Origin of the sequence: Bordetella sp. 15P40C-2 (assembly GCF_009763235.1) — a bacterium.
Lineage (GTDB): Bacteria > Pseudomonadota > Gammaproteobacteria > Burkholderiales > Burkholderiaceae_B > Bordetella_A.
This window is the reverse complement of the sequence record NZ_WSJA01000020.1, coordinates 148108-166077: the sequence shown is the minus strand read 5'-3', so window position 1 is coordinate 166077 and position 17970 is coordinate 148108. Positions and strand designations below refer to the sequence as shown.

Below are 17970 nucleotides of genomic sequence, written 5' to 3'. Positions count from 1 at the left end.
GAACAGGACAGTGAAACGCCTTAGCGCCGATGATAGTGAACATTCGTTTGTGAAAGTAGGTCATCGTCAGGCTCTTATCCTCAAAACCCCATCGGAGATCTCCGATGGGGTTTTGTCTTTGCGGCGGCGCCTTAGACACGCCCCGGCACCCGGCATGTCCATGCCATAGAAAACCCCTCCCAACTCCATATAAAAAGCCCGACGAATCGCTTCGTCGGGCTTTTTGTTTGCGCGCCGGGCAAAGGCGCTGGCGTCAGATAGGGAATTGCGGTTACGGATAAACAACCGTGTAGTTGGAACTTACCAGATGCAGCCGGTACTCATGGGTTTGAGAGAGTCTTTCCCATGAAAGGAGCCGCGGGCGCACATTATGAACATTGATCCGAAACTCCCTTCGGCTGTTGCCGATTCCGGACCTTCCCGCAGTTCACCTACCGCTGAAGATTGCGCGCGGATCTTTTCTGCGATCAAACACGGACACGCGCGCACGGCTCTCGATCTCATCGAGAGATTCGATCCCAATTTATCCGCTAGCAATAGAGATGGCCAGACTCCTCTTCATCTGGCTATTGCCTTGGACGATCGCGAGCTCGCAAGCGAGATAATAGCCAGGTTGCCTGCGGGTCACTCAGCACTTAATGCGCGGGATCGCCAAGAATATACGCCGCTGATGCTGGCAGTGGAAAACGGCAATGTTCCACTCAGCAAAGCACTCATCGAAAAGGGAGGCGACATTCCTTCCAAGCTTGTCTTGCCTGCTTCAGGAGCAAGGGCCGAATCAATACTGTGCACGCTTAACGCGGCAGATCTTTTGCTCGAGGCCCGTGGGGACATCGGCGTTGCCTATACGCTCGCTTTGCGGGACAAGGATACTGATTTTCAACGCCGATTTGCGGGTGCACTCGAAGCGCTGCGCACTGCATGCGCGGATGGCGATATGGTCGAGGCGCAACGGATGCTCGACGAGGGCATGGACGCGAGTTCTGCATTGACGATGGAAGCCCTGGCCGTTACGGAGCCCGCTACGCAGTCGCGTGCTCGTGTTTTGACCAACTTGCGGGCTCTAGGCGCAGACCCTACCGTATCCATGCGGCAGGTGCTACTCCGAGGGGAAAAAGCTCCGGATGTCTGCCATCTCTTGCTGCTGCTGGGCGCGGACCCACACCAAGCTATGGTCGATGCGGCACGAAATGGTGATGCGAAGGGGCTGAAGCGTTTGTTGGACTTCGGTTTCAACATCAACGATGCAGTGGTACGGGTCGCTAAGGCCGGTGATGGGAAGGCATTAAGCCTCATGCTTAGCAACGGACGCTTGAACGCCGAAGACAGGATTTCGATATTCCAGACGTTGGCGAAGGCCGGCCAGCAGGAGGCCGTGAAGCTTTTGATCGATCGCGGTCAGGATCCGACGCAGGCATTGTCGCGGGCATTCGAGACTGGGGATCGCGCCACGGCCAGAGTGCTGTTCGAGGCGGGAGGCAATGTTTCATCGCGGTTGAGTGCCTTGGCGGCGGATTGTCGCGTTAATCCCGACGAAGGGATGAAGCGTCTCGAAGCGTTGATCGCGGCCGGCGTGGACTCGTCGTACGCCTTGTACGACACGGCCAAGGGCGGAAAGGATCCCGTGGCAGTTCATACTCTGATTGCAGCCGGTGCTCGTGTCCCGGAAGCGCTGGGCCACGCCTTGGCGTCGGAATTGCCTGATATAGAAGAAACCCTAGCTTCCGCGAGCAACAATGTCGCTGCGCTCAAGAGGATGATGGATGACGCCGGCGAAAGCGGCAGTGGTTTGCTGACGACGCTTCTGTTGGCCAAAGACGATATCGCTGACCCCGCAAAGAGTGATCGTCTGAGGCGACTGGAGGCGATGGCCGGGGCCTATGATATGCAAGGAGATCGAGCCTGCGCTGATCTGCTGCGCGCTCTGTTGCGGGTCGACTGGATCGAAATCAAGGCGCTGGTAACGGCTGATACAGACGCTTCAAGCAGGGTTCTGCTCGACCTGTCTCGCGAGACGGACGTGGTTCTTGGGCGGATATTGGCAGCTGCGCAAGCGGATCCCCACTATGTGTTTGCGTTCGCTTTACGGGACGGGTGGATGGGAGACACAAGCTTGAAGCGTTTGTCTTTTATGCTTGATATTGGCTACGAGCCCTATGAGGTAGCGAACGCGCTAATTGAGCTCAACGAAGATGACGCGGCCAAGGAACTCATTGCACAGCGAGGACTCAATGTGATCGAGTTGCTCGACGTTTCTGCCCGGCGCGACAACAAAGAGGAATTCCAGCGGTTCACCTCCCGGATGACCGACAGCACAGGGCTGATAGCCCCTGCGATACGTCAGGGAAAGAGCCAGTTGCTCGCAGCATTATTAGCTGCAGGGATACAACCACAGCCCGAAGACACCGAGGAGCATCTAATTGCCGCCTTAAAGAATGGCCATATAGATGTGCTGCAGCCCTTGCGCGCCGCCGGGCATGAGGTAACGCAGGCGTCGGAACGCGTACTGATTGAGGCGATGGGTACCGGGAATACGGAGGTGGCACAGTTGCTGAAGGCATCAGGTGTGGCGATACCTCCCGAAAATCTGGACGATATGTTGATTTCAGCACTCGAAGACTCCTACGACGTTACAGCAGCCAGAGGATGCTTGGCCCTGGGCGCCAATGTATCGTCCGCTCTAATGCAGGCTTCTGGGGCAGGGCAGTCTCACGCCGTGAAATCCTTGCTTTACCTCGGTGGCGATGTTGCGCCGGTGCGGCAGAGTGCAATCGACCAAACAAGGAGGGTGATGGAAATGATGGGCAAGCTCAGGTTCTGATCTGAATGCACGGCAGTTGGCGTTTCAATGGCCGGAATGTCGAAAAGCTGGGATAGGGAAGGCCGACCTGATTCGGCCTGCGTCAGGACGGATGTCAAGACCGCTGTGGCGCGGACACCTCATCCCGGCCTTCCTGCCCGAAGTCGCGGCTTTGTGCGGTAACATTGGCTAAATCTATTCGATGGAGCGGTTATCGTGAGCGATCCTCAAATTCCTTCTCAGCCAAACAATTCGCTCGACTTGCGTACCTTGACCCATGTCGCTTACGGGCTTTATGCCCTGGGTTTTTTGACCGGCGGTTTTCTGGGTATCGCGACCATCGCTGCCGTGGTGCTGATGTATGTCAAACGCACGGACACTGCGGGCACGATGTACGCCGCGCACTTTGACTGGTTGCTGCGTACGTTCTGGTGGGCGTTGCTCTGGCTAGCGATCAGCGCGATTTTGACGTTGATCTTTATCGGCTGGATCGGTGTGGTGGCGACCGTGGTGTGGGTGCTTTATCGCCTTATTAAAGGCTGGTTGGCCCTCATGTCAGGCACTGTGCCCACCAGCTACGCGTAAAGCGCTGCGCCTTGCTGCGACGGGATAGTAGGCTGGATAAGCCCTATTCCCGAGCGGGGCGCCAGAGCCCGGTTTGCGCGCGCATAAAAACGGCTGACCAATGGTCAGCCGTTTTTATTTAGGCTCGCGTATGAATGCACGCCCGGCGTGGCAAGCCCTGGGGCGGGTGGGTCCCAGCACGGACCCATCGCAGAGGCGGGGACGTACGCAGTACGGCCCGTGCCCTGATTACTTCAAGTGCGCGTTAACCAGCTTGGTCAGTTCGAACATCGTGACCTGATCTTTGCCGAAGATCGGACGCAGCTTGGCGTCGGCATTGATGTTGCGTTTGTTGCTGGCATCTTGCAGGTTGTGCTTCTTGATGTATTCCCAGATCTTTTTGGTGACCTCGGTGCGCGGCACGGCGTCCGAACCGATGACCTCGGCCAGCTCGGCGCTGGGGGTCAGGGGCTTCATGAATGCGGCGTTCGGCTTGCGTGCGGTCGCGGGTTTGGAGGTGGTAGCCATAATACGGCGCTCCTTCTCTGGCTGTTGGAAAAATTGTCCTGCGGGCGGAGCATAACGTGTCTCTCAGTCAAAGACAAAGGCATTTATGCTCTGTAGCAACTAAAATGGGGGCTTGACCCCCCGATTCTTCAAGGCGCGCTACGCTCCATGTACGCAAGATCAGCCCTAGATTCTATCCGTCTATTTCATGATGAGTTGACGGCCATACGCCGCGACCTGCATGCTCACCCCGAATTAGGGTTCGAAGAGGTGCGTACATCCGGCATTGTGGCGGGTGCGCTGGAGGCCATGGGCCTGGAAGTCCATCGCGGTATCGGCAAGACGGGCGTCGTCGGCGTCATCCGTGGCAAGAGCTGTGATAGCGGTCGCATGATCGGCCTGCGCGCCGATATGGATGCGCTGTCGATGACCGAGGACAATGATTTCTCGCATAAGTCGAGTAAGCCCGGTCTGATGCACGGTTGCGGCCATGATGGTCATACCGCGATATTGCTGGGCGCGGCCCGCTATCTGGCGCAAACGCGTCAATTCGACGGCACCGCTGTGTTGATTTTTCAGCCAGCGGAGGAAGGCCGCGGCGGCGCCAAGGCCATGATGGAGGACGGACTGTTCGACACGTTCCCCTGTGACGCGATCTATGCCTTGCATAATTGGCCGGGGTTAAAACCCGGTACGATCGGCATCAATCCCGGGCCCATGATGGCGGCGGCGGATCGCTTCGAGATCACGATCATGGGTCGCGGCGGTCATGGCGCGCATCCATATCAGACCATTGACCCTGTGACGATCGCCGGTCAGGTGATTACCGCGCTGCAAACCATCGTGTCGCGTAATGTAAATCCGCTGGATTCTGCCGTGCTGTCGATTGGATCGATGCAGGCGGGGCATCCCGATGCGATGAGTGTGATTCCGCGCGAAGCCAAGCTCGTGGGCACGGTGCGAACGTTTCGGAAGTCGGTACAGGAAATGGTCGAGGCACGTATGCGCGAGCTCGTGACGGCGATCGCTAGCGGCTTTGGCGCCACGGCGGAGATCCACTACCAGAGGATTTATCCCGCCACGCTGAATACGCCCCAACATGCCAATCTCGTTGCCGACATTGCAACGGAAATGGTCGGCAAGGAAAACGTGGTGCGCGATCTGACGCCGTCGATGGGGTCGGAAGATTTTTCGTTTATGTTGCAGGCTCGTCCCGGGGCCTATTTCCGTTTGGGACAGGGCGGCGCGGAATCGGGATGTTTGCTGCATAACCCCCGCTTTGATTTTAATGATGCCGTGATTCCGTTGGGCAGCGCGATGTTTTGCGCGCTGGCCGAGCGCGGCATGCCTCTGGCTGAATAGGCCGGGTTACTTTCACGACTGACACAATGACTCAATTGACGATCACCCGGCCGGATGACTGGCACCTGCACTTGCGCGATGGCGCGGCGTTAAAAGCCGTCGTCGCGGATACGGCGCGCCAGTTCGCGCGCGCCATCATCATGCCGAATTTGCGCCCGCCGGTGACTACGACGGAACAGGCGCTGGCGTATCGCGCCCGCATCGAGGCGGCGCTGCGCGAGCACGAAGGCCTGCCGGCCTTTACCCCCTTGATGACGCTGTATTTGACCGATAACACCACAGCCGATGAGATTGTGCGGGCGCATGAATCAGGGCAGGTGTATGCCGTCAAGCTGTATCCCGCCGGGGCCACGACGAATTCCGACGCTGGGGTGACCGATTTGCTGGGTAAGTGCACGGCGGCGCTGGAAGCCCTGCAGCGCTGCGGCATGCCGTTGTTGGTTCATGGCGAGGTGACGGATCCGCGCATCGATGTGTTCGATCGTGAGGCGGTATTTGTCGAACGGGTGATGCAGCCGTTGCGCCGCGCGTTTCCCGAGCTGAAGGTGGTGTTCGAACACATCACGACAAAGGATGGGGCGGAATATGTGCGCGATGCGGAAGGGCCGATCGCCGCGACCATCACGCCGCAGCATCTGCTGTATAACCGCAATGCGATCTTCCAAGGTGGCGTGCGGCCGCATTGGTATTGCTTGCCGATTCTCAAGCGCGAGACGCATCGTCAGGCGCTGGTTGAAGCCGCCACCAGCGGCAGCCCGCGCTTTTTCCTGGGCACGGATAGCGCACCGCATGCGCGTGGATTAAAAGAGCACGCTTGCGGTTGCGCGGGTTGTTATACGGCGCTGCATGCGATGGAGTTGTACGCCACCGTCTTTGAGCGTGCGGGCTGCTTGGATCGTCTGGAAGGCTTTGCCAGTCTGCACGGTCCGGACTTCTACGGCTTGCCGCGCAATACGGACACGCTGACGTTGCGCCGCGAGACGTTCACCATTCCTGACGAGGTGCCGTATGGCGACGCCACGCTGGTGCCGCTAGCCGCGGGCGAGTCGTTGGAATGGCGCGTTGTGCATTACTGATCGCCGCGCCGCGATTCCAGCAGTTCCCAGCGGGCGAATTTGTCTTCCAAAGTCTTTTCTAGGGTCGCCAGCTCGGCATTGATCTGTTCGACCTCCTGAGGGGCATCGCGATAAAGCGTGCCGTCGGCCAAGCGCGCGGAGAGTGCTTCCTGGCGGGCCTCGATTTGCGCGATTTCGTCGGGCAAGCCTTCGAGTTCGCGTTGTTCCCAGGAGCTTAGCTTGGCCACGCGGGTGGGTTTCGCGCGTGTTGCGGCAGGGGCGTCCGTGTCCGCTGAGCGGGCGGCTTTTTCTTTCGCCGATGCCGTTTTTTCTTTGGTCGGGGTTTGCGTCGCGGCTTGCGCGGGTCGTTGCGCGACCCAGTCATCGTAGCCGCCCACGTAATCGCGCCAATGGCCGTCGCCTTCGAATGCGATGGTCTGCGTGACGACGTTGTTCAGGAACGCGCGATCGTGGCTGACCAACAGTACCGTACCGGTGTATTCCTGCAGCAGCTCTTCGAGCAGCTCCAGGGTCTCGATATCCAGATCGTTTGTCGGTTCATCCAGCACCAGCACGTTGGCCGGTCTGGCGAACAGGCGCGCGAGCAGCAGTCTTGCGCGTTCACCGCCGGACAGGCTGCTCACCGGGGATCCCGCGCGCGCGGGCGAGAACAGGAAGTCGCCCAGATAGCTCATCACGTGTTTGCGCGTGCCGCCGATTTCCACCCACTCGCTGCCCGGGTTGATGATGTCGACCAGCGTCGCGTTCTCGTCCAGCTGGGCGCGCATCTGATCGAAATAGGCTACGGAGACGTTCGTGCCCATCCGGACGCTGCCGCTATCGGGCGCGAGTTCGCCCAGCATGATCTTTAGCAGCGTGGTCTTGCCCGCGCCATTGGGGCCGATGATGCCGATACGGTCGCCGCGCATGAGGGTGGTGCTGTAGTTGCGGACCACCACCCGTTCCCCAAAGGCCTTGGACACGTCTTCGAGTTCGGCGACCAGCTTGCCGGAGCGTTGCCCCTCGGCGAGCGCGAGGCTTACGTTGCCGACGCGTTCGCGGCGCTCGGCACGTTCGACACGCAGTTGTTCCAGGCGGCGCACGCGCCCTTCGTTACGGGTGCGGCGCGCTTCGACGCCTTTGCGGATCCAGACTTCTTCTTGCGCCAATAGCTTGTCGAAACGCGCGTTCTCCAGGCGTTCGGATTCGAGCCACTGCGCTTTGCGTTCTTGCCATTGCGAGAAGTTGCCGGGAAAGCTGAGCAGCTTGCCGCGGTCGAGTTCGACGATGCGCGTGGCAATGGCGTCCAGGAATCGGCGGTCATGGGTGATGATGACGGCCGCGCCACGCCAGCTGCGCAGCAGTTCTTCAAGCCAGGCGATGCCGGTGAAGTCCAAATGGTTGGTGGGCTCGTCCAACAACAGCAAATCGGGTTCGTCGGCCAGCGCGCGCGCGAGGGCGACGCGTTTGCGGGTGCCGCCGGACAGGCCAGCGATGCGTGCGTCGCCGGGCAAGCCCAGGCGTTCGATCAGCGCCTGCACGCGCGAGGGGCGTTGCCAGTCCTCATGGTCATCATCGCGATTCAGGACGACTTCGTAGACCGTCGCGCTTTCGTCGAGATCGGGCTCTTGCTCGACGGTGGCGACCTTCAGGCCCGAGTTGCGGGCGATGTCGCCATCGTCAGGCACGTTGCGACCGTCCAGCAAGCGGAGCAGGGAGCTTTTGCCCGCGCCGTTGCGGCCGATCAGGCCGATACGTTCGCCTTCTTGAATGACGAAGTCGGCATGGTCGAGTAGCGGATGGTGGCCGTACGCGAGCTGTACGTCGGTCAAGGTGATAAGCGTGTTGTTGGCCATGAGGTAAATAAATGCGGGTTGCTGAGCGTTCCCGCTATTGTCGCAGGTACGTGCCGTACAATGTCATCCGCAAGACAGGTCGGGCAATCGCGGTGTACGAAAGTGCGTCGAGGAAGGTCCGGACTCCATAGGGCGGGATAACGGCTAACGGCCGTCCGGCTGTTTACGGGCTTTGTCCGCAAGCAGCCGAGGAATAGGGCCACAGAGACGAGTCTGCGGCGCGGGCGTGCTTTCGGGCGCGCACCGGTACGGCTATCTCCGTACTGCGTCAGACGCTTTGCGTCGGGCGGCGTGGCAGGGTGAAACGCGGTAACCTCTATCCGGAGCAACACCAAATAGGCATGCGCACGGTCTTCGGACCTGAGGGGCGGCTCGTCCCAGTATGCGGGTAGGTGGCTACAGCGGCTCAGCAATGATCCGCGCAGAGGAATGATTGCCCGTCGGGGTGACCCGGCGTACAGAATCCGGCCTATAGACCTGTCTTGCAGCTTAAAGCCCGCCAGGTACGGGCAGAGGGCAGTGTGAAGCAAACGTAAAACATTGAAAGGCGGTCCGATTCGGGCCGATCCTGAAAAAGGACTTTTAGTTGTTAGCGCAACCCCCTGATTTATCAGGGGGTTTTTGTTTTGCAAAATTTTAAATGTGCTCTAAGTCCTTGTTGTGATTGAAAAAATTGCAACCCTCCGCTTGACCCGCCTTAGCCATTACCGTAGAGTGGGAAAAAGTAGGAATTTGTGCAATTAAGTGGAGTAAAAGTGGTGTTTCAGGGGAGCAGCGCGCTGACGCTTGATGCCAAGGGCCGGATCTCGATTCCGACCCGGCATCGTGACGCGCTGATTGCTCAGGCAGAAGGTCGCCTGACCCTGACACGCCATCCCGACGGCTGTTTGTTGGTGTATCCCCGTCCGGAGTGGGAAAAAAAGCGCGAGCAGATCGCCGCGTTTCCCATGTCGGCGCGTGCACTGCAGCGGCTGTTGTTGGGCAACGCGCAGGACGTCGAGCTTGATGGTTCCGGCCGCGTGCTCATTGCGCCTGAACTGCGCAACGCTTCCGGTATGACGCGCGATGTGATGCTGCTCGGTATGGGCACGCACTTCGAGCTGTGGGATGCCGCTTCCCTGGCCCGCCGCGAGGCGGAAGATTTAGCTCAGGGGATGCCGGACGTGTTGAACCAGTTTTCGTTCTGAAATCAAGTATGGAATTCGAACATCGGCCCGTGCTGCTGGCGCCGACGGTGGACGCGTTATTGCAAGCCGACTTCGGCGGCAAGGGTGCGAGCCGGTCGTTGCGGCAGGATGAAGAAGAGGCCGAGGCACAGGCCAACGCGCGCCGCGAGCGCGGCGTGTTTGTGGACGGCACGTTTGGCCGGGGCGGGCATAGCCGCGAGCTGCTGAGCCGTCTTGGGCCGAATGCTCGGTTGGTGGTGTTCGATAAGGACCCGCAAGCGATTGCGGTGGCGACCGAGCTGGCGGCAAACGATGCACGCGTGACGGTGGTGCACGATGGGTTCGCCACGATGCGCGAGTCGCTGGCCGAACGTGGCATCGAGAAAATCGATGGCGTGATGTTGGATTTAGGGGTGTCTTCGCCCCAGTTGGATGATGCGGGGCGGGGCTTTTCGTTTATGCGCGAAGGTCCGCTCGATATGCGGATGGATACGACCCGCGGCCCTACGGTCGCGGAATGGCTGGCCGAGGCTGGCGTGGATGAGATGCGGGAGGTCATAGCGGAATATGGCGAAGAACGGTTTGCTTTTCAGGTTGCAAAGGCGATTGCTGCTCGCCGCGCAACACGGCCGCTGCGCACCACGCTCGAGCTCGCCGAGTGCGTCGCCAGCGCCGTCCGCACGCGCGAAAAAGGTCAACATCCGGCCACACGCACGTTTCAAGCTTTACGGATTTACATCAATCGGGAACTCGAAGAGCTCGCGCGCGCCCTCGCGTCAGCTCTAGAACTGCTTGCCCCGGGGGGGAGGTTGGCGGTGATCAGTTTTCATTCACTTGAAGATCGCATGGTCAAGCAATGCATCGCGGCGGCCGCGAGGCCGGCTGTCGCGCATGCGCGCTTGCCGCTGCGTGAAAGTGAAATGCCGCAGCCGCTGGTGCGATCCCTCGGGCGGGTGCTGGCCACCGATGAGGAAATCGCGGGCAATGCACGCTCGCGTTCGGCCGTGCTGCGCGTGGCCGAGCGGACCACGACGCCGTTGGAAGCCGAAGGCGCAAGCTTTGTGCCAGCGATGCGCGTGCCGGGCGAAACGCCCAAGCACGGTACGAAGCGGAGGGCGCGTTAATGGCGCGTCTAAGCCTGTTCGCCGCTATCTTGCTGATGTTGTCGGCCATTTCTTTGGTCACGAGCCGGTATCACTCGCGTCAGCTATTCATTGAGCTGGAACGCAGCAACACGCTTTCGAACACGCTGGACACGGACTGGCGCCGTTTGCAGCTGGAGCGCGCCGAGCTGGCTCGCAATGCCCGCATCGATCATGCCGCCCGTCAGGATCTGAAGCTGATCCCGATTACGCCTGAGCGCACGCTGTATTTGAATCAGTCGCCCGTCGCGGCCAACGGAGGCGCGCAATGAAGCGCGTGCCGTTCTTCGACAATCCGGTGCTGCGCGGGCAGCTGCCGACCTGGCGCGCGCGCTTGGTGCTGGTGTTGTTGATGGCGGGCTTTGTTGTGCTGGCCGGCCGTGCTTTATATCTGCAGGGCCTTTCCACCGAGTTTTTGCAACAGCAGGGCGAGCGGCGCTACGAGCGCACCCTGACCCTGGCCGCTACGCGCGGCAAGATTCTGGATCGTAATGGCGTGGTGCTGGCCTCGAGCGTGCCGGCGCGTGCCATCTGGGCCATTCCCGAAGACGCCAAGCCCGCGACGGCCGAGCAGCTGACGCAGTTGGCGAAGCTGCTCGGCTTGTCCGTGGCCGATCTGCGTGGCCGTCTGTCGGATCTGGATCGCAACTTTGTCTATTTGAAGCGGCAGGTTCCCACGGATCTGGCCGACCAAATTAAAAAACTGGAAATCCCGGGGATTTATCAGCAGGCCGAAACGCGCCGCTATTACCCCGATGGTGAAGTCACGGCCCATCTGGTGGGCTTTACGAACGTCGAAGATAAGGGGCAAGAGGGCGTCGAGCTGACATTCGACAAGCTGCTGTCGGGCACGCCTGGTAGTCGCCGCGTCATTAAAGATCGTTTGGGACGTGTGATCGAGGACGTGCAAGCGGTCACGATGCCGATTAACGGCCGCGACCTGAGCCTGTCGATCGATGCTCGTCTGCAATACTTGGTTTATCGCGAGTTGACCGAAGCCTTGCAGCGCCACCAGGCCAGCGCGGCCAGCGCCATCATCATGGACGTGCGCTCGGGCGAGATTCTGGCGATGGCGAGTCTGCCCACGTTCGATCCCAACGACCGCGATAGCTTCCACGCGCCCAATCTGCGCAATCGCGCGATCACCGATACGTTTGAACCGGGTTCTATCATGAAGCCGTTCACGGCGGCGTTGGCGCTGGACCTGGGACGGATCACCGAAAGAACGCAGTTCGAGACGGGCAATGGTTCATTCCGCTATCAGGGCAGCACGATTCACGACGTGAGTCGCAATGGCACCCTCAATGTGGCTGGGGTGCTGCGCCGCTCGAGCAACATCGGTATGACGCTGATCGCAGAGAAACTGCAGGCGCGCGAGATGTGGGAGCGCTTTACCGAAATGGGCTTTGGCCGCGCGCCGCAATTGGGCTTTCCCGGTGCCGCGCCCGGGCGTCTGCGTCCGTGGGATCGTTGGCGTCTGATCGAAAAGGCTACGATGGCCTACGGCTATGGCCTGTCGGTATCGTTGTTGCAGGTCGCGCGTGCCTATACCGTGTTCGCGCGGGATGGCGATATGGTGACGCCCACGCTGGTCAAGCGTGACAGCGATCCTACCAGTGTGAAGATCTATAGCCCGCAGGTGGCGGCGATGGTGCGCAGCATGCTGGAAGCCTCGGCGGGGCCGGAAGGCGCCAAGGCGGCTCAGGTGCAAGGCTATCGCGTGGCCGGCAAGAGCGGCACGGCGCGCAAGATCGTGGACGGCCGCTACAGCACGCAACGCTATCGCAGTTCTTTTGTGGGCTTTGCGCCGGTGTCGAATCCGCGCATCGTTGTCGCAATCTCGATCGATGAGCCCAAGGCGGGCGGGTATTACGGTGGCGCGGTGGCGGCCCCGATTTTTTCAACAATCGTTGGTGGCAGCTTGCGCGTGATGGGCGTGCAGCCGGATGCGCCCTTTGAGTCGACGATTGTGGCAGGGGTAAAGGAGAGCGCGCGATGAACGCCGTGCAGAACTTGTCGCAGAAGACCGCCGAGCTGGTGGACTGGCTGCGTGCGCGCGTGGCGGCATCGGCTGACCTGCGGCTGGATTCCCGCGACGTGGTCGCGGGCGATGTGTTTGTGGCCTGCCCGGGTGGCACGGTTGATGGGCGCGACTATATTGCGCGTGCGATCGAGCAAGGCGCGGCGGCCGTGCTGTGCGAGGCGCCGGTGCCGGCGGATTTTGAGGCCGATGCGCGTGTGCTTGCGGTGGCGGATCTGCGCGCCGAGCTGGGCGCGCTGGCCGATGAATGGTATGGACGGCCATCGGCGGCGTTGAGCGTGGTGGCGGTGACCGGCACTAACGGTAAGACCTCCTGCGCGCGATGGGTCGCGCAAGCGCTCAACGCGGCGGGCAGGCCTTGCGGCACGATAGGTACCCTGGGCGCGATCTTGCCCGACGGGCGCTCGCTGGGCGGTCACCTGACCACGCCGGATGTGCTGACCGTGCATCGCGTGCTGGCCGCGATGCGGGATGCAGGGGCGAAGGTCGTCGCGTTGGAAGCCTCGTCCATCGGACTCGATCAGGGGCGCCTGGACGGCGTACGTATCGAGGTCGCGGCGTTTACTAATTTGACGCGTGATCACCTGGATTATCACGGGTCGATGACGAAGTATGAGCAGGCCAAGGCGCGCTTGTTTCAGTGGCCGGGGCTGGCAGCGGCAATCATCAACGCGGACGATGCGGTCGGCGCGCGCTGGTTGCAGTCTTTGCCCGAAGGCCTGGCAATGGGCTATTCGCAGAAAGACACGACAGCCGCTTTCCATGTGCGCGATTTGCGGGTGACGACGCACGGACACGTCTTTACCTTGGTCGCACCGGGTGGCGAGGCGCAGATTGTGTCCTCGCTGCTGGGCGAGCATAACGTATCGAATTTGCTGTTGGTTGCCGGTGTGTTGTCTCGACTGGGATGGTCGTTGGGGCAGATTGCTGCTGCGTTGGCCAAGACCCGGCCGGTGGAAGGTCGTCTGCAAGTCGTGACGCCGTTGATCGGCGCGGCCGATAGCAGCGATCAAGGGCCATTGGTGGTGGTGGATTATTCGCATACGCCGGATTCATTGGCGCGAGCGTTGACTGCCCTGCGTGGCGTCGCGCAGGCGCGTGGCGGCGAGCTGATTTGCCTGTTTGGATGCGGCGGCGAGCGTGATGCGGGCAAGCGTCCGGTTATGGGCGGCATCGCCGCCGAACTAGCCGATCGAGTGACGGTGTCCAGCGATAACCCGCGCGGCGAAGCGCCGGACGCGATCATCGCGCAAATCCTTTCGGGTGTGCCGTCGAATGCCTCTTTGACGGTCCAGGCGGATCGCGCGATGGCCATCATGCAGACCGTGTGGGCCGCGCGCACCGAAGACGTGATCCTGCTGGCAGGCAAAGGCCATGAGACCTATCAGGAAGTGGCGGGAGTGAAGTCGCCTTTCGACGATAGGGAGTGGGCGAGGCTCGCGCTGCTGCTGCCTCGTGTCGCCGGCTTGTCCACCGATACGCGCCGGATTGGAGCGAATGAGCTATTCCTGGCGCTGGCCGGGGAGAATTTCGACGGGCATGACTATTTGACGCAAGCTCAGCAAGCTGGGGCTTGTGCCGCCGTCGTGGCGCATCCTGTTGCGGAAGTCTCACTGCCGCAAATCGTGGTGGGTGATACCCGACTGGCATTGATGCGCATTGGCGCGGCTTGGCGTTCGCGGTTTTCGCTGCCGGTAGTGGGCGTGGTGGGTAGCAATGGCAAAACCACGACCAAGGAAATGATTTCCGCTGTGCTGGCGCAATGGCAGGGTGAATCCGGCCGTCTTGCGACCGCCGGGAATTTCAATAACGACATCGGTGTGCCGTTGACGCTGTTGCGTCTGCGTCCGGAGCATCGTGCGGCCGTGTTCGAGCTGGGCATGAACCATCCTGGCGAGATCGCTGTGCTAGCGAAAATGGCCGCGCCTTCGGTAGCCGTGATCACCAACGCGCAGCGTGAGCATCAGGAGTTCATGCATTCGGTTGAGGCGGTCGCGCGCGAAAACGGCATGGTGATCGAAGCCCTGCCCGACGATGGCGTGGCCGTGTTTCCGGGAGATGACGCGCATTGCGCCATTTGGGAAGAACAGGCGGGCGCGAGACGCGTGCTGCGGTTTGGCTTGCAGGCGGGTCTGGATATTTACGCCGAAGACATTGCGGCGACTGCGCAAGGGTCGCGTTGCCGCGTGGTCACGCCGGCTGGCGTCGCGGATTTGACGCTGCCCGTGCCCGGTTTGCACAACGTACGTAATGCGCTGGCCGCGATAGGCGCTGCCTTGGCGGCGGGTGCGACGCTGGATGATGCAGTGCGTGCGCTCGAAAGCTTCAGCGCGGTCGCAGGGCGCATGCAGCGGCATGTGCTGGCGGATGGATCGACGCTGATCGATGACACCTATAACGCCAATCCGGATTCGGTGCGCGCGGCGATTGATGTGCTGGCTCAGTTGCCCGCGCCGCGTGCGTTGGTCTTGGGCGATATGGGCGAAGTCGGCGATAACGGTCCGGCGATGCATCGCGAAGTAGGTGAGTATGCCCGCTCGATGGGCATCGATGCGCTGTATACGCTGGGTGAGGCCAGTCGCGAAAGCGCGGCGGCGTTTGGCGAAGGTGCGCAGGCATGTGCCAGCGTGGAAGAGATTTTGGTGGCGCTGCGCACACTGCGCGCAGTGAGTGTGTTGGTGAAAGGTTCGCGCTTTATGCGCATGGAGCGGGTGGTGAAGCAGCTGTCGACGGACAATAACAACAAGATGACGGCAGGTCGCCAGGGGGACACCCATGCTGCTTGAGATCGCCCGCTGGCTATCCGACGATGTGCGCGCGATTGGCGTGCTGGAATACATCACAATGCGCGCGGTGCTGGCCTGCGCGACCGCTTTGTTGATTGGCTTGGTGGCGGGCCCGCGTGTGATCCGCAAGCTGACTGCAATGAAGATCGGCCAGGCCGTGCGCGCCTACGGCCCGGAATCGCATTTGGTCAAAAACGGCACGCCCACGATGGGCGGTGCCTTGATTCTGATCTCGATCGCGATCAGTACCTTGCTGTGGGCCGATTGGACGAACCGGTTCGTCTGGGTGGTGTTGATGGTGACGTTCGGGTTCGGCTGGATCGGCTGGGCAGATGACTATCGCAAGGTCGTGCATCGAGATCCGGAAGGTATGCCGGCGCGGCAGAAATTCTTCTGGCAGGCCACCATCGGCATGGTGGCCGCGGTGTATCTGGCTTTCGCGGTATCGGCGCCCGCCAATGCTGAACTGTGGCCGCTGTTCCGGGATTGGGTGGCGAGCGGTTTCACGATGCCATTGCCGACGCGTGCGGATCTGATCGTGCCGTTCTTTAAATCGGTGAGCTATCCGCTAGGCGTGCTGGGTTTCGTGGCGCTGACCTGGGCGGTCATCGTGGGGACGAGTAACGCGGTCAATCTGACCGATGGCCTGGATGGTCTGGCGATCATGCCTACCGTGATGGTGGGTAGCGCGCTGGGCATTTTTGCGTATGTCGTGGGCCGCGTCGATTATTCGAAGTACTTGCTGTTTCCCTACATTCCGGGGGCGGCGGAGCTCATGGTGCTGTGCGCCGCGATTGGCGGAGCGGGGCTGGCGTTCCTATGGTTCAACGCCTATCCGGCCCAGGTATTCATGGGAGATGTGGGCGCCTTGGCCTTGGGTGGTGCGCTCGGCACGATCGCGGTGATTGTGCGTCAGGAAATCGTGCTCTTCATCATGGGCGGTGTGTTCGTGGTGGAGACGCTGTCGGTCATGGTGCAGGTGACTTGGTTCAAGTACACCAAACGTAAATATGGACAAGGCCGGCGGATATTCCGAATGGCCCCGTTGCATCACCATTTTGAAGTCGGCGGCTGGAAGGAAACTCAAGTCGTCGTGCGTTTTTGGATCATCACCATGATGCTGGTGTTGATCGGTTTATCCACATTGAAGTTGCGATGAATAGTTCTGTCACCCCTCGCGCGGATTCCCCGCTCGTCTTGATCCTCGGATTAGGCGAGACGGGCGCGGCTGCGGCCCGCTGGTGCGCCCGGCAGGGCGCGGCCCTGCGCGTGGCGGATACGCGCGCCGAGCCGGGCGGCTTGGCGGCGTTGCGATCGGCCTTGGCCGACTCTGGCGCGCAGGTCGATTACCGCCTCGGTTGCGGCGAGGTGTTCGAAGCGAATTTGCTCGATGGCGTGAGCCAGCTGGTGCTCAGTCCTGGCCTGGCGCCCAATCAGGCTCCGGCCCAGGCGCTGCTCGCGCAGGCGGCCGAACGCGGTATCGAGGTTGTGGGCGAGATCGAGTTGTTCGCCCGCGCACTGGCGGATCTGGCGACATCGCGTGACTATCATCCTCGCGTGCTCGCGGTGACCGGCACCAACGGGAAAACCACGGTGACCGCGATGACACGGCAACTTGTCGAGGCGGGCGGCTTTACTGCGCGCGCGGCGGGCAATATCAGCCCGGCGGCATTGACGGCGTTGATGCAGGCGCTGGATGAAGACGATTTGCCGCAGGTATGGGTACTGGAGCTGTCGAGCTTCCAACTGGAAACCACGCGTAGCCTCGCACCCGATGCCGCGACCGTACTCAATGTCACCCAGGATCATCTGGACTGGCACGGTGGCATGGAGGCTTACGCCCGGGCAAAAGCCCGATTGTTCGAACTCGCGCGCGTGGCGATCGTCAACCGCGATGATCCGATCGTGGCGAAGATGGTGCCCTCGTTGACGGCGTTGAGCGTGCGCACGTTCGGCCGCGAGATGCCGGAGCTGGTCGGCGATGCAGGCCTGGATCTGAATCAGGGCATGGCTTGGCTGGTGGTGTCCGAATCCACCGATTTCGACGACCAGGCCGCGCCGGTCCGGCGCAAAAAGAATGCTCCACCGCCCGAACGCGCGGCCGGGCGCATGAGCCGCCTGATGCCGATGGATGCGTTGCGCATTCGCGGCATGCATAACGCTTTGAACGCCTTGGCGGCGTTGCAGCTTGCACGCGTGCTGGATATAGGCTGGGGACCGATGTTGCGCGCCCTGCGCGAATATTCGGGTGAACCGCATCGCGCCGCCTTTGTGCGCACGATAGGCGGGGTGGACTATATCAATGACAGCAAGGGCACCAATGTTGGCGCCACCGTGGCGGCATTGGAAGGATTGGGTCAGCCCGTGGTATTGATTGCGGGCGGGCTGGGTAAGGGCCAAGACTTTTCGCCCCTGTCGCCCGTCGTGGCGCGTTATGCGCGCGCGGTGGTGTTGATCGGCACGGACGGACCCGAGATCGCGCGCGCGTTGGAGGAAACGGGTGTGCCTTGCGTGATGGCGCAAGACATGCGCGAAGCCGTGCGCCACAGCGCCGAGTTGGCAGAGCCGGGCGATGCCGTGCTGCTGTCGCCGGCTTGCGCCAGTATGGATATGTTCCGCAATTATCCGCACCGCGGCGCGGTGTTCGTCGAAGAGGTCGAAGACCTCGCGCGTGATCGGGGTGAGGTCTGA

General features: G+C 61.2%; 13 protein-coding genes and 1 other RNA gene. 12 read left to right on the top strand and 2 right to left on the bottom strand.

Annotation, left to right across the window (positions count from 1 at the left end; all coding sequences use genetic code 11):
• Positions 1 to 370 precede the first annotated feature (370 nt).
• Together GOQ25_RS09650 and GOQ25_RS09645 are read left to right on the top strand one after the other, a co-directional pair.
• Complete coding sequence (locus GOQ25_RS09650; RefSeq protein WP_160350248.1) at positions 371 to 2821, top strand: ankyrin repeat domain-containing protein; 2451 nt, start codon at positions 371 to 373, stop codon at positions 2819 to 2821.
• Positions 2822 to 3016: 195 nt separating this feature from the next.
• The gene (locus GOQ25_RS09645; RefSeq protein WP_160350247.1) at positions 3017 to 3385 is read left to right on the top strand and encodes a hypothetical protein; all 369 of its coding nucleotides are present in this window, start codon (positions 3017 to 3019) and stop codon (positions 3383 to 3385) included.
• Between the two features lie 228 nt (positions 3386 to 3613).
• On the opposite strand, the gene GOQ25_RS09640 is transcribed toward GOQ25_RS09645, so the two are convergent.
• On the bottom strand, positions 3614 to 3892 hold the full coding sequence (locus tag GOQ25_RS09640; protein ID WP_160350246.1) for an SWIB/MDM2 domain-containing protein: 279 nt from the start codon (positions 3890 to 3892) through the stop codon (positions 3614 to 3616).
• Between the two features lie 147 nt (positions 3893 to 4039).
• Here GOQ25_RS09640 and GOQ25_RS09635 point away from each other — a divergent pair, with 147 nt between their 5' ends.
• Both GOQ25_RS09635 and pyrC read left to right on the top strand, forming a co-directional pair.
• Complete coding sequence (locus tag GOQ25_RS09635; protein WP_160350245.1) at positions 4040 to 5233, top strand: M20 aminoacylase family protein; 1194 nt, start codon at positions 4040 to 4042, stop codon at positions 5231 to 5233.
• A 26-nt stretch (positions 5234 to 5259) separates the two neighbouring features.
• On the top strand, positions 5260 to 6309 hold the full coding sequence (pyrC, locus tag GOQ25_RS09630; protein WP_160350244.1) for a dihydroorotase: 1050 nt from the start codon (positions 5260 to 5262) through the stop codon (positions 6307 to 6309).
• On the opposite strand, the gene GOQ25_RS09625 is transcribed toward pyrC, so the two are convergent.
• Entirely contained in the window at positions 6303 to 8144 is a 1842-nt protein-coding gene (locus GOQ25_RS09625; RefSeq protein ID WP_160350243.1) for an ATP-binding cassette domain-containing protein, read from the bottom strand. The genes pyrC and GOQ25_RS09625 overlap by 7 nt on opposite strands.
• Before the next feature lie 71 nt (positions 8145 to 8215).
• Here GOQ25_RS09625 and rnpB point away from each other — a divergent pair.
• The 8 genes from rnpB to murD all read left to right on the top strand — a co-directional run bounded on the left by rnpB (position 8216) and on the right by murD (position 17970).
• An RNA gene (gene rnpB / locus GOQ25_RS09620) (RNase P RNA component class A) lies at positions 8216 to 8632 on the top strand.
• A gap of 270 nt (positions 8633 to 8902) precedes the next feature.
• Positions 8903 to 9331 (top strand): division/cell wall cluster transcriptional repressor MraZ, encoded by a 429-nt coding sequence (mraZ, locus tag GOQ25_RS09615; protein WP_160350242.1) that lies wholly within the window; start codon positions 8903 to 8905, stop codon positions 9329 to 9331.
• Between the two features lie 8 nt (positions 9332 to 9339).
• Positions 9340 to 10434 (top strand): 16S rRNA (cytosine(1402)-N(4))-methyltransferase RsmH, encoded by a 1095-nt coding sequence (gene rsmH, locus GOQ25_RS09610; protein WP_160350241.1) that lies wholly within the window; start codon positions 9340 to 9342, stop codon positions 10432 to 10434.
• On the top strand, positions 10434 to 10724 hold the full coding sequence (ftsL, locus tag GOQ25_RS09605) for a cell division protein FtsL (RefSeq protein ID WP_160350240.1): 291 nt from the start codon (positions 10434 to 10436) through the stop codon (positions 10722 to 10724). The genes rsmH and ftsL overlap by 1 nt, the downstream gene beginning before the upstream one ends.
• Positions 10721 to 12451, top strand: coding sequence for a penicillin-binding protein 2 (locus tag GOQ25_RS09600; RefSeq protein ID WP_160350239.1), 1731 nt, complete (start codon positions 10721 to 10723; stop codon positions 12449 to 12451). Before ftsL ends, GOQ25_RS09600 begins: the two co-directional genes overlap by 4 nt.
• A complete protein-coding gene (murF, locus tag GOQ25_RS09595) occupies positions 12448 to 15279 on the top strand; it encodes a bifunctional UDP-N-acetylmuramoyl-L-alanyl-D-glutamate--2,6-diaminopimelate ligase MurE/UDP-N-acetylmuramoyl-tripeptide--D-alanyl-D-alanine ligase MurF (RefSeq protein WP_160350238.1) in 2832 nt (943 codons plus the stop codon). Before GOQ25_RS09600 ends, murF begins: the two co-directional genes overlap by 4 nt.
• The gene (gene mraY / locus GOQ25_RS09590; RefSeq protein ID WP_160350237.1) at positions 15269 to 16438 is read left to right on the top strand and encodes a phospho-N-acetylmuramoyl-pentapeptide-transferase; all 1170 of its coding nucleotides are present in this window, start codon (positions 15269 to 15271) and stop codon (positions 16436 to 16438) included. Before murF ends, mraY begins: the two co-directional genes overlap by 11 nt.
• On the top strand, positions 16435 to 17970 hold the full coding sequence (gene murD / locus GOQ25_RS09585) for a UDP-N-acetylmuramoyl-L-alanine--D-glutamate ligase (RefSeq protein ID WP_160350236.1): 1536 nt from the start codon (positions 16435 to 16437) through the stop codon (positions 17968 to 17970). Before mraY ends, murD begins: the two co-directional genes overlap by 4 nt.